At 59.4% G+C, this 12585-nt stretch carries 11 protein-coding genes and 1 pseudogene; 9 read left to right on the forward strand and 3 right to left on the reverse strand.

What is annotated here, in order from left to right:
* A partial coding sequence (trxA, locus tag AC4GMC_RS14415) for a thioredoxin (RefSeq protein ID WP_487877279.1) occupies nucleotides 1–257 on the forward strand: 257 nt, incomplete at its 5' end.
* A gap of 411 nt (nucleotides 258–668) precedes the next feature.
* On the opposite strand, the gene AC4GMC_RS14420 is transcribed toward trxA, so the two are convergent.
* A complete protein-coding gene (locus AC4GMC_RS14420; protein ID WP_487877278.1) occupies nucleotides 669–1982 on the reverse strand; it encodes an ammonium transporter in 1314 nt (437 codons plus the stop codon).
* A 24-nt stretch (nucleotides 1983–2006) separates the two neighbouring features.
* The gene (locus AC4GMC_RS14425; RefSeq protein ID WP_038005603.1) at nucleotides 2007–2345 is read right to left on the reverse strand and encodes a P-II family nitrogen regulator; all 339 of its coding nucleotides are present in this window, start codon (nucleotides 2343–2345) and stop codon (nucleotides 2007–2009) included.
* A 272-nt stretch (nucleotides 2346–2617) separates the two neighbouring features.
* Between AC4GMC_RS14425 and AC4GMC_RS14430 the strand changes: the two genes are divergently transcribed.
* The gene (locus AC4GMC_RS14430; protein ID WP_487877277.1) at nucleotides 2618–4816 is read left to right on the forward strand and encodes a transglycosylase domain-containing protein; all 2199 of its coding nucleotides are present in this window, start codon (nucleotides 2618–2620) and stop codon (nucleotides 4814–4816) included.
* Between the two features lie 18 nt (nucleotides 4817–4834).
* Here AC4GMC_RS14430 and AC4GMC_RS14435 read toward each other — a convergent pair whose 3' ends face one another.
* Nucleotides 4835–5269 (reverse strand): NUDIX domain-containing protein, encoded by a 435-nt coding sequence (locus tag AC4GMC_RS14435; RefSeq protein WP_487877276.1) that lies wholly within the window; start codon nucleotides 5267–5269, stop codon nucleotides 4835–4837.
* Nucleotides 5270–5356: 87 nt separating this feature from the next.
* Between AC4GMC_RS14435 and hslO the strand changes: the two genes are divergently transcribed.
* The 7 genes and pseudogenes from hslO to AC4GMC_RS14470 all read left to right on the forward strand — a co-directional run.
* A complete protein-coding gene (gene hslO, locus AC4GMC_RS14440) occupies nucleotides 5357–6352 on the forward strand; it encodes an Hsp33 family molecular chaperone HslO (RefSeq protein WP_038005598.1) in 996 nt (331 codons plus the stop codon).
* Nucleotides 6345–6923, forward strand: a complete 579-nt coding sequence (locus AC4GMC_RS14445) for an NUDIX hydrolase (protein WP_487877275.1) — start codon at nucleotides 6345–6347, stop codon at nucleotides 6921–6923. Before hslO ends, AC4GMC_RS14445 begins: the two co-directional genes overlap by 8 nt.
* On the forward strand, nucleotides 6920–8038 hold the full coding sequence (locus tag AC4GMC_RS14450) for a CCA tRNA nucleotidyltransferase (RefSeq protein WP_487877274.1): 1119 nt from the start codon (nucleotides 6920–6922) through the stop codon (nucleotides 8036–8038). The genes AC4GMC_RS14445 and AC4GMC_RS14450 overlap by 4 nt, the downstream gene beginning before the upstream one ends.
* A 16-nt stretch (nucleotides 8039–8054) precedes the next feature.
* On the forward strand, nucleotides 8055–8648 hold the full coding sequence (locus tag AC4GMC_RS14455; RefSeq protein ID WP_487877273.1) for a LysE family translocator: 594 nt from the start codon (nucleotides 8055–8057) through the stop codon (nucleotides 8646–8648).
* Between the two features lie 32 nt (nucleotides 8649–8680).
* Nucleotides 8681–10522 carry an ABC transporter ATP-binding protein gene (locus tag AC4GMC_RS14460; protein WP_487877272.1) on the forward strand — a complete coding sequence of 614 codons (1842 nt, stop codon included), beginning with the start codon at nucleotides 8681–8683 and terminating at the stop codon, nucleotides 10520–10522.
* A complete protein-coding gene (locus AC4GMC_RS14465; RefSeq protein WP_487880377.1) occupies nucleotides 10519–12369 on the forward strand; it encodes an ABC transporter ATP-binding protein in 1851 nt (616 codons plus the stop codon). Before AC4GMC_RS14460 ends, AC4GMC_RS14465 begins: the two co-directional genes overlap by 4 nt.
* A 15-nt stretch (nucleotides 12370–12384) precedes the next feature.
* A pseudogene (locus AC4GMC_RS14470) lies at nucleotides 12385–12585 on the forward strand (class I SAM-dependent RNA methyltransferase); the annotation flags it as partial.

Consider the following 12585-nt stretch of genomic DNA (forward strand, 5'->3'; position numbering starts at 1 on the left):
TCGTGGTGGATTTCTGGGCCGAGTGGTGTGGTCCCTGTAAACAAATCGGCCCCGCTCTTGAGGCATTGTCCGAAGAGTACGAAGGCCGCGTGAAGATCGTCAAAGTAAACGTGGACGAAAACCCGAACTCCCCCGCACAAATGGGCGTGCGCGGCATTCCAGCTCTGTTCATGTTCAAAGACGGTGAAGTTGTGTCCAACAAAGTCGGCGCAGCCCCTGCGGCAGCCCTCAAAAGCTGGATCGAAGAGAGCGTCTAGGCCTCTTTCGAACTTAGTAGAATATCAAACCGCCGGGCCTAACAGCCCGGCGGTTTTGCGTTGCATGGCGCTTAAGCTTTTTAGCAACGCCCAAAGGGAAACTACCCGCGACTTTGTGCAAGGCACGCCAACGCGTGAAGTCGCAAGCAACCGCACAGTGAACCATCTCAAGGGAATTTCGCGCGGCACCATTAATGTATTGGGTGCAGTTACGGACAGAATTCATAGATAGATCAGATAATACTGGCCATTCCGCACGGTGCCGCCACCAAGTTGGGTTTCCACTGGGCACCGCGCTTCAGCCTAGCACAAACGCGAACAAACGGCGGTTACAAACACAACTTCCATGAAAAAGCCCGGACAGATTGCTCTGTCCGGGCCACTCGTCATACGCAGCAGACTGCGGTTAAATTAGGAGTTGGCGAACTCGGGGTATGCTTCCATCCCCAACTCTGCCTTATCCAAGCCGACCAGCTCGTCCTCCTCAGAGACGCGGATACCCACGACTGCCTTGAGGATGATCCACACGATCAGCGCGCCAACAAAGGTGAACACACCGTAGGCCGCGATGCCCAGAAGCTGTGTGCCCAGAGCCGCGTCACCGTTGTAAAAGATGACCGCGATTGTGCCCCAGATACCGGCAAACAAGTGAACCGGGATGGCGCCGACCACGTCGTCGATCTTGAGCTTGTCCAAAAGTGGTACCGCGAGAACAACGATCACACCGCCCACGGAACCGATCCACAATGCACCAAACAGTGTAGGGGCAAGAGGTTCAGCCGTGATCGACACAAGACCAGCCAAAGCACCGTTCAAGACCATGGTCAGGTCAGGCTTTTTGTAGAGCAGTTGCGTCATGACCAGCGCGGTGACCGCACCAGCAGCCGCAGCCATGTTGGTGTTGGCAAAGATGCGCGACACGTCAGACACATCACCCACAGTACCCATCGCAAGCTGCGAACCACCGTTAAAGCCGAACCAACCGAGCCACAGGATGAACGTACCCAATGTGGCGAGCGCCAAGTTGGAACCGGGCATCGGTGTGACTCTGCCCTCTTTGGAGTATTTACCCAAGCGTGGCCCAAGGATGATTGCACCAGCCAGAGCGGCCCAGCCACCCACAGAGTGCACAACAGTCGAGCCTGCAAAGTCCGAGAAACCAGCTTCGGACAACCAGCCGCCACCCCACTGCCAAGACCCGGAAATTGGATACATTACGCCAGTCAGGATGACGACGAAGGCAAGGAAGGGCCACAGTTTGATCCGCTCAGCCAGCGCGCCGGACACGATCGACGCCGTTGCCGCAACAAACACCAACTGGAAGAAGAAGTCAGAACCGATGGACGCGTAGTCCAGCGCGGCATCCGCAGCGGAAACACCCACGGGATCCAGCACGGTTGGCACAAAGAACGAGCCGACATAGCCGTTGAAGTCACCGGGGTACATAAGGTTGAAACCGATGAGCCAGTACATGATCGCTGCGACAGAATAGAGCGCGATGTTCTTGGTCATCTGCATGGTCACGTTCTTGGAACGGACCAAGCCGCCCTCAAGCATCGCAAACCCAGCCGCCATAAAGAACACCAGAAAACCGGCCATGCAGAACAGCAAGGTGGTCATGATGTAGGGGCCGATTTCGTCGAAGGACGGCGTAGCCTCCTGCGCGAAGGCCACAGCGGGCATCGCCGCCAAGGCTAGGGTGGAAAGAAGCACTTTAATTTTCATTGGTTTATCCCCTATGTCTCTGGCTTACAGCGCGTCATCATTGGTCTCGCCGGTGCGGACCCGAACGGCTTGATTTACGTCCAGAACAAAGATTTTGCCGTCGCCGATTTTATCGGTTTTGGCGGTGCTTTGAATGGTCTCGACAACTTGGTCGGCCATGCCGTCCGCTACCACGAGCTCCAATTTGACCTTTGGCACAAAGTTCACGGCGTATTCTGCACCGCGGTAAATTTCCGTATGACCCGACTGTGAGCCGAAGCCCTTAATTTCCGTCACCATCATGCCGCGCACGCCGAGAGTGGTCAGCGCTTCGCGGACCTCCTCAAGCTTGAACGGCTTGATTGCTGCAATAATGAGTTTCACGTTTCTCACCCTTCCGGTTTTTTGTTTTGGCCCCACGTTTGGGGAGTCCACGTGCTCAAATCATTGGCAACAGAGCTGGGGTGCAACGGAATGGGGGGTGCTTTCTGCAACCAGAGGGCGAGTTACGCGTTTATGTGCACAAAAAAGCGACTTTGCCCGCTTTTTGAGCATCGCGTTAAGAAATCACTCATCAACTTTCGGTCTACATCCGAGTCACCACGCGGTATGCTGCGCAAAACTCCGCCGAAAAGGCGAAACACGAGCGAGGCAGTATGGCGAACTCTGGCAAAAGGCGTCCACTTGTGGCTGATCGACGGCCGCCAGCGCCAAAGCGGAAAAAACCCGCAAAGGCAAAGCGTGGCGGCTTTTTCAGGCGACTTTTTACGTTTTCCAAACGGACAAAGACGCCAAAGCGCAGCGCGCGGACGCAAAAACCGCGCACGTTTATGGGTCGCATAAAAATGCTGATCACGGGACTGATCCGCCTGATCTGGCGGCTGATTTGGGGCATCACATGGCGGGTATCGGTCATTGGTGCGCTGATTCTTGCCTGCGCCGTCGCGATTTCCTACCAAAGCATTCCAACGATGGCCGAGCTAAAGGACGGCCGGCACAGGGGTTCCGTAACGTTTTATGACCGCAACAACGCCGTCTATGCGTGGCGTGGTGATCAATTTGGCGGCCCTGTCAGTTTTGCGACCGTCTCACCCCACCTTGTGAACGCGGTCGTAGCAACCGAGGATCGACGGTTTTATCGCCACTTTGGGGTCAGCCCGCGCGGCATCGCCTCTGCGATCCGGATTAACCTGCGCGAAGGGCGTGGACCGTTGTCAGGCAACGGTGGCTCGACCATCACGCAGCAGGTGTCCAAGCTGGTCTGTCTTGGCGATCCGTATCTGCCGTCCAGCGGCATGACCGAAGCTGAGTATGAAGCCCAATGCCGGGTTGGTTCCGTTTGGCGCAAGCTGAAGGAAGTGCCCTTCGCCATGGCGATGGAGTGGAAGTTCACCAAGGAAGAAATCCTCGCCGTCTATTTGAACCGTGCCTATCTGGGCGCTGGTGCCCGTGGGTTTGAAGCCGCAAGCCAGCGGTATTTCAACAAATCCGCAATGGAGGTCCGCCCCGCCGAAGCAGCAATGCTGGCCGGGCTGCTTGTTGCACCGTCATATTACGCCCCCACACGCAACCTAGAACGCGCCCAACGACGGGCGCGCACGGTGTTGCGGCTGATGCATGAACAGGGCTATTTATCCTCGGCCCAATACGCCCAAGCGCAGGCAAACCCCGCGACCCTATCCACCGCCGCACGCGACCAATCCGGCAATGCCTTTGCCGATTGGGTCATGAGCAAAGCCCCATCGTTCCTGACCCGCGACACGACAGAAGACGTCGTTCTGCGCACCACATTTGACCAACGCATCCAACAGGCCGCCGAAGACGCGCTGGAACTGGTGTTTGAAACCAAGGTTCGCGAAGGGTCCAACGCCCAAGCCGCCATCGTCGTGATGAGCGCGGATGGCGCCGTGCGCGCCATGGTTGGCGGTCGCAACACCCTGCGCGCGGGCCAATTCAACCGCGCAACGCAGGCGATGCGACAAACCGGATCAGCGTTCAAACCGTTCGTCTACGCCGCAGCCCTCGATCTGGGTTACCGCTATGATAGCATCGTCACCGACGCGCCCTTGGCCATCAAGGTTCCAGGGTCCGGCACCTACAGTCCTGCAAACTACACAAATGAGTTCTTTGGCGACGTCGACCTGACATTTGCACTGGCACAGTCGCTAAACGCGGCAACAGTTGCCCTGTCTGAGGATGTAGGCCGCGATGTGGTGCGCACTGTGGCTGAGCAGTTCGGCATCAACAGCGACCTTGCCCAAGGGCCTGCGCTGGCGCTTGGTGTTTCCGAAAGCACGTTGGTGGAAATGACCGGCGCCTATGCGGGCATCCTAAACGGCGGCACCTCGGTGACGCCCTATGGCCTTGTGTCCTTGTCCTTGCGCGCAGACCCCAGCCCCCTGATCGGCCAAGAGGGCGGATTAGGCGAACGCGTGATCCAAGAACGCTCCGCCCGGCAGTTGGTCTACATGATGCATCAGGTTGTTCAGACTGGGTCCGGCGGGCGGGCTCAACTGCCCGATGGCCGCCCCGCTGCGGGCAAAACGGGCACAACTCAGGCCGCGCGGGATGCATGGTTCATCGGGTTCACCGGGGATTATGTGACTGGCGTCTGGATGGGGTATGACGACAACACCCCCTTGTCCGGCGTCACAGGCGGCGGCCTTCCCGCTGAGATTTGGCGTGAAACGATGATCCGCGTGCATGATGGGCTGCCAATCAGCCCCTTACCGATGATCGACGCCACCACAGATCGACGCCCGCCCCCGCAACCTCAACAACACAGTGCGCCACAGGGCCAAGATCGGCTAGAGCGGTTCTTGCTGGATGCACTGGGTGCTATCTTGGGTAACTAAGTCCGGATTACGCCCGGACTATAGCACCGCCTGCGCGAACGCCCGGTCGCCGCTGTTGCCCAACACCGCGGGCACATCTGCGCGCGGCAGCCAATGGACCTCATGTAGGGGTTCAATCGGCGGGCCGATCCGCATAGTGGGGCGGGCAGTATAGATGTGGCACAGCTTTTCAGCCCACAGGTCATATTCCGGCATAAAGACAAACCGCCGGAACGCACCCAACCGGCGCGGCACCGCGATCCGGTAGCCCGTTTCCTCATAGACCTCTCGGTGCAGCGCACGCAGCGGACATTCACCCGGATCTATGCCGCCACCAGGCAATTGAAATTCATCCTCATCCCCCAATTGCCGGGTGATCAGCACACGATCCCCCAACGGTAAAATCGCATATGCGCCCGGGCGCAGTGTATAGCGGCGGGCACGAAGCGGGGCGGGACCAAAGCGAGGGATCATGGCGGCAACTCATAGGGGGCTTGGATCGGGGCGGCAGGGGGCCTATATGCTCCCCCTATGCCAGCCGATACAAGGTAAGGAAAGCCCATGACCACAGGCACTCAAATCGCCTGGGATGACACCGTGTTGCCGTTCCAACTCGACGCTTCAGATATCCGCGGCCGCGTGGCGCGGCTGGACGGAGTATTGGAGAACGTCCTCAAACAACATGACTACCCCCCGCAAGTCGAGGCATTGGTGGCCGAAATGGCCCTTTTGACCGCGCTTATCGGGCAAACGATCAAACTGCGCTGGAAGCTATCCCTTCAGGTGCGCAGCGATGGTCCCGTGCGTATTCTGGCAACCGATTACTACGGTCCCACCGCCGAGGGAGAGCCCGGCCAGATCCGCGCCTACGCCTCTTATGACAAAGACGCGCCACTGGACGTGGGCAATATCTTTGACCTCGTGGGCAAGGGCTACTTTGCGATCCTGATCGACCAAGGCCAAGATATGGCCCCCTACCAAGGCATCACGCCTTTGGCAGGCGGCTCCCTGTCATCCTGCGCCGAGACGTATTTCGCTCAGTCCGAACAGATCCCGACCCGCTTTGCGCTTAGCTATGGGCGTAGCACGCTGCCCGGCGAAGAATCCGCGTGGCGCGCAGGTGGCGTCATGTTGCAACACATGCCCAAGGCTTCTCCCCATGTGACGGGTGAGGGCGGCTCTGGCGACGCAGGCCTACTGGCCGCAACAGATATCCTCAGCGAGGATGAAGGCGAAAACTGGACCCGCGCCAACGTTCTGTTGGATACCGTCGATGATCTTGAACTGATCGGGCCAACCGTTTCACCGACTGAGCTGTTGACCCGTTTGTTCCATGAGGAACAGCCCCGCGTCTATGAAGCCACCGGCGTGCGCTTTGGCTGCACCTGCTCCGAAGAACGTGTGCGGACGTCCCTGTCGATCTATTCGGCCAAGGACATCGCCCACATGACCACGGATGAAGGCACCGTGACCGCCGACTGCCAGTTCTGTGGCGCGCATTACACCTTTGCACCCAACACGCTTGGGTTTGAGGCCACGGACAAACCTGATGCTTGATCTCGATGCCCTCCGCGCTGCTTGTGCCGCGGAGGGCACTGGGTCGTCCGACTACGACCTATCGCCAGAGGTAGCCGCCCCCAAGGGCCGCACCCTGCGCGCCGCCGCCGTGTTGATCGCCGTTCAAGACAGCGCGCACGGACTAGAACTGGTACTCACCAAACGGTCCTCCAAGCTCAAACACCACCCCGGTCAGATCGCCTTTCCCGGCGGCAAAGTGGACGGCGATGAGGACGACATCACCGCAGCCCTACGCGAAGCGCGTGAGGAAATCGGCTTGGCGGGTGCCGATGTGCTAGGCACCCTGCCGCCACACGAAACGGTCACCGGCTTTAACGTCACGCCCGTTTTGGCGCATATTGCGGCCCCCTTCGCCCCAGTACCAGAGCCGGGTGAAGTTGAAGAAGTCTTTAACGTCCCGATGCGCCACGTCATGACGCCTGCGAATTACATCATTGAGCGGCGCATGTGGCGCGGCAACTGGCGTCAATTTTATACAGTCCCTTATGGACCCTACTACATTTGGGGCGCGACCGCACGGATGCTGCGCGGCTTGGCGGATCGACTATGAATATCACGGGAAAATGGCTTAGCGCGTCAGGCACACAAGAGGTCTTTGCGAGGCTCAGCGCCTATCAGGCCTATGCCGTAGGCGGCTGCGTGCGCAACGATCTGTTTGGCATGCCGGTCCATGATGTGGACATCGCAACCTCAGCCACTCCTCAGCAAGTGATCGCGGCCTGCGCTGGCCTCAAGGTCGTGCCAACGGGCATCGATCACGGCACGGTCACGGTCATCGCCGATGGCATCCCGCACGAAATCACCACCTTCCGCCGCGATGTCGAAACTGATGGCCGCCGGGCCACCGTCGCCTTTGGCACCGACATCGCGCAGGACGCCGCCCGACGTGATTTTACGATGAACGCGCTTTATGCCAACGCGGTGGGTGATGTTATTGACCCGCTTGGCGGCCTGCCCGACCTGCGCGCGCGGCTTGTGCGGTTCATCGGCACGCCACAGGCCCGGATCCGAGAAGATTACCTCCGCATTCTGCGGTTCTTTCGGTTCACCGCGCTTTATGGCGATAGCCTCGATGCCGATGGGCTGGCCGCATGTGCAGAACTCGGTGACGGTTTATCGGGGCTCAGCCGTGAGCGCATTGGCCATGAGATGCGCAAACTGCTCGCCGCACCCGACCCTGCCCCCGCTGTAGCTGCGATGGCCCAAGCGGGGCTGTTGCAACGTGTCTTGCCCGACGCAGACACCCGCGCACTTGCCCCCCTGATCCACCTAGAAATGACCCCAGACTGGGGCGTACGCCTTGGGGCGTTGGGCGGCGATCCAAGCGGACTGCGCCTATCAAAGGCAGAGGCCAAGCGCCTCATCCGACTTAGGGAAGCCGCGACATCGACCCAATCGCCCTTTGCGCTTGGGTATGAACTGGGTGCCGAGGATGGCTTGCACGCGTTGACCCTAAGAGCCGCCCTGTTTGAACAACCGATGGCTACTGATGGCCTTGCGGATGGGGCTGCGGCGACGTTCCCCATCACAGCTGCGGACCTTGCGCCGCTGACCGGCCCGCAACTGGGTGCCGCGCTGGCAACTGCGCGCGCGCGATGGCTGGCAAGCCGCGGAACACTGGACGCGCGCGCCTTGCTGAATGGTCTCGACACGCCCAACCAATAGCGGCACAAACGCCCGCATGTTTCTATTGACCGATCCCCTCTATGCCTTTGTCCTTGCGGGTCTATTCTCACCTGGGCCGAACGTGATCCTGATTACCTCTTCGGGCGCGCGATTTGGATTCAAGGCCACACTGCCCCACGTCTTGGGTGTTGTGGTGGGCGTGGGCATCACAGCGGGCCTGACGGCGCTTGGCATTGGCGCGCTTTTGTTGGCGGCGCCCGCTTTAGAATGGGCGCTTAAGCTGATTGCGGGCAGCTGGATCACTTACATGGCTTACAAGCTAGCCATGGCCAAACCATCCGCCACACCCAACCCGGATGAGCGTCCGTTTACATTTGTGCAGGCGATCCTGTTTCAATGGGTCAATCCCAAGGTCTGGGCCGTTGCACTTGCAGCCTCTGCCGGGTTTGCGTCCAGCCTGCCCCCGCTCCAAGAAGCGCTGCGCATCGGCTCCGCCTTTTCCGGCACTAACTTTTTTGTCTGCCTGTTTTGGTCCGCGGCAGGCACCCTTTTGGCCTATCTGCTTCAGACCCCGACGGCATGGCGGGTGTTTAACCTCGTGATGGCATCGGCCCTTCTGGCATCAGCGGTCATGGTTTTTCTGAGCTAAGGGATTATATTCGCATCAAAGGACCAAATCCCATGATGCGCTTTTTCGAAAACCTGGTGGACCCCTACGTCCCCTACCGGGAGACTGACACGCCGCCCACGCGGTTGTGGCCATTCCTGTGGGATCTGTCCCAACCCTTCAAACGCATCTTTGCTTTTGCGGCATTCACCTCAGTGCTGGTCGCGATGGTCGAGATCGGCTTGATCTTTTACATGGGTCGGCTTGTTGACCTGCTGTCGGACCAAACCCCAACCCAAGTATGGCAGGCCCACGGAACCGAGTTGATCATAGCAGCCGTGTTTGTCCTGGTTCTGCGCCCTGCGGTCCAAGCACTCAATGTGATGTTGTTGAACAACTCAATCCTGCCCAATTTTGGTACGCTGATCCGGTGGCGCGCGCACCGGCAGGTTCTGCGCCAATCGGTTGGCTGGTTTGAAAACGACTTCGCCGGGCGTATCGCCAACCGCATCATGCAAACGCCCCCTGCTGCGGGCGAAGCCGTCTTTCAAATCTTTGACGCAATCACCTTTGCACTGGCCTATCTGATCGGTGCCGCGGCGCTGCTATTTGATGCTGACCCCCGCCTTTTGCTACCGCTTTTGGCTTGGTTTGGGCTGTATGGTGCGCTGGTCCGTTGGACGATGAAAAACGTAGGGCCCGCGTCCAAAGCCGCATCAGATGCGCGGTCTATGACGACGGGACGCGTCGTGGACAGCTATACCAACATACACTCCGTCAAATTGTTCGCCCAGCATGAACAAGAGGTCGACTACGCCCGCGACGCAATCGAATACACTCGCCAAACATTCGCACGTGAGATGCGGATTTTCACCGTTATGGACGTGGTCCTGACCCTGTTGAATGGGTTGTTAATTGTCGGGGTGGTCGCATGGGCCATCGCGCTTTGGATGCAAGGCACCGCATCGGTAGGAGTTGTGGCAGCGGCCACCGCCCTAACCCTGCGGCTGAATGCGATGACCGGCTGGATCATGTGGGCGCTGTCATCGTTTTTCCGCAACTTAGGTGTCGTGGCCGAGGGGATGGAGACAATCTCTCAACCCATCACGCTGGTTGATACCAAAGACGCCAAGCCACTACGCCTCACCGAAGGTGAAATCACAATGGACGCTTTGACCCACCACTATGGGCGGGGCGCGGGGGGCTTGGATCAAATATCCCTCACGATCAAACCCGGCGAAAAAGTCGGCCTGATCGGACGCTCTGGCGCAGGGAAATCGACTCTCGTGAAACTGCTTTTGCGGTTCTATGACACCGAGGGCGGGCGCATCTTGATCGATGGCCAAGACATCGCCCACGTCACCCAAGACAGTTTACGCAGTGAAATCGGCATGGTTCAACAGGACAGCTCGCTCCTGCACCGATCCGTTGCGGACAACATCCGCTACGGCCGCGACGGTGCCAGCATGGACGACATCATCGCCGCCGCCAAGCAGGCCGAAGCGCACGATTTCATCCTTGATCTAGAGGACCCCGAGGGCCGCCAAGGCTATGAGGCTCAGGTCGGCGAAAGGGGCGTCAAGCTTTCGGGCGGGCAACGGCAACGCGTCGCCTTGGCTCGCGTGATCCTAAAAAATGCACCGATCCTTGTATTGGATGAAGCCACCAGCGCGCTCGACAGTGAGGTTGAGGCCGCAATCCAAGACACCCTTTATGGCATGATGGAGGGCAAAACCGTGATCGCCATCGCCCACCGCCTCTCAACAATCGCCGAGATGGACCGCATTCTAGTGCTGGATGACGGCCGCATCGCCGAGCAAGGCCGACACGAAGATTTGCTGGCCGAGGGTGGGCTATATGCCAGCTTTTGGGCGCGGCAGTCAGGCGGATTTATTGCCACGGAGGCAGCAGAATGATGCAGCAAGTGGCCACGCGCCTCGGCAACCTGATCGACCCGTTCAAACCCGCTGGAGGCCCGCCTCCGCGTACGCTGTGGGCGTTCTTCAAATGGTGTCTTGCAGGTACATGGCCCGTGCTGATCGTGGCCTTCGGTGTATCGGCACTAGCGGGCGCGACCGAGGTGATCTCGGCCTTTTTGCTCGGCGCCGTGATCGACAGCGCGGTATCCACGGGCCCCGCCACCTATTTTGCGGACAATTGGCCACTTTTGCTGGTCTTTGTCGGTTTTTTCCTTCTGATACGGCCGCTTTTGTTCGGAACATCGGCGGCGTTTAACGGAATCGTCGTGCCGCCCAACGTCTATCCACTGGTGCAATCGCGACTGCACCGCTGGACACTGGGCCAAGCCGTTTCGTTCTTTGACAACGATTTCGCGGGGCGGATCGCCTCAAAACAAATGCAAACCGCGCGCGCACTAACGGACGTCACAAACGAATTCATCAATGTCGTGGCTTTTGCCCTTGCGACCTTGGTCGGTTCGGCCCTTTTGCTAACGACAATCGACGCACGGATTGCCGGTGCACTGGTGATTTGGCTGGTCGGTTATTTCCTGATGATCCGCTGGTTCATGCCCCGCATCCGCGTCAGGTCACGCGACCGAGCAGGCGCTCGTGCCATGGTCACGGGCCAAGTTGTGGACACAATCACCAACATCAAAACCGTCAAACTGTTTGGCCACATGGACCATGAGGATCGCGCCGCCCTTGATGCCATGAGCACCTTGCGCGGCAAAGCTCTCGCCTTTGGCAAGCTCTCGACTGGGTTTCGCTTTGCCTTGATGACGACTGCGGGCGTTTTGCCCGTACTGCTGATTGGGGGCGCGACTTGGCTATGGACGCTTGGCGTTACCACCCCCGGTGACATCGCCGCCGCCGGAGCCGTGTCGATCCGGATCGCGCAAATGACCGGGTGGGTCAGCTTTACGCTGATGGCAATGTACGCGAACGTGGGCGAGGTTGAGGACGGGATGCGCACGCTGACCGCGCCGCAAACCCTGTTAGACCGGGCAAATGCGCAGGAAATTGGCCAAGCCAAGGGCGCAGTGGCGTTCAAGGACGTGACCTTTACCTACGGCCGTAAGGAAGGCGGCGTTCAGGACGTAGCCCTTTCGCTGGCACCGGGTGAAAAACTGGGGCTTGTGGGCGCGTCGGGGGCGGGAAAATCCACTTTGGTCAGCCTACTCTTGCGCCTGCAAGACCCCGAGGACGGCACTCTAACGCTGGACGGTCATGACCTGCGCGACCTGACGCAGCAATCCTTGCGCCAACAGATCGGGATGGTCACGCAGGAAACGGCCATGTTCAACCGCTCCGCGCTCGACAACATTCGCTACGGCAAACCCGATGCCACCCGCGCACAGATTGAGGCCGCCGCCTGGGCCGCCGAGGCGCATGAGTTCATTCTCGGCCTCAAGGATCACAAGGGGCGTACGGGCTACGATGCGCATCTGGGTGAACGGGGCGTTAAGCTGTCGGGCGGGCAACGCCAGCGGATCGCTCTGGCCCGTGCCATCCTAAAAGACGCGCCGGTCTTGGTTTTGGATGAGGCGACATCCGCTCTCGACAGCGAGGTTGAGGCGCAGATCCAAACAGCCCTAGAGCGGGTGATGGACGGCAAAACCGTCATTGCCATCGCCCACAGGCTTAGCACCATCGCACGGATGGACCGCATCGTTGTGATGGACCAAGGGCGCATCGTAGAGCAAGGCAGCCATACCGAGCTGTTGGCGCATAACGGGCTGTACCGTCGGTATTGGGACCGACAGTCGGGTGGATTTATCGGGGTGGCTGAAGCCGCCGAATAGACCTACAAGCGCGCTATGGACATCAAGATCACACGTTTAGGCCACCTCGGCGATGGTATCGCGGAGGGGCCGCTATTTGCGCCCCGCACTCTTCCTGGTGAGGTCGTCTCTGGCACGCCCAAAGGCGATCGGCTGACGGACATTCGGATCGTCACCCCATCAGAGCATCGGGTCAAAGCGCCTTGTGCGCATTACAACGCCTGCGGTGGCTGCGCG

The organism is Thalassobacter sp. (assembly GCF_982993085.1).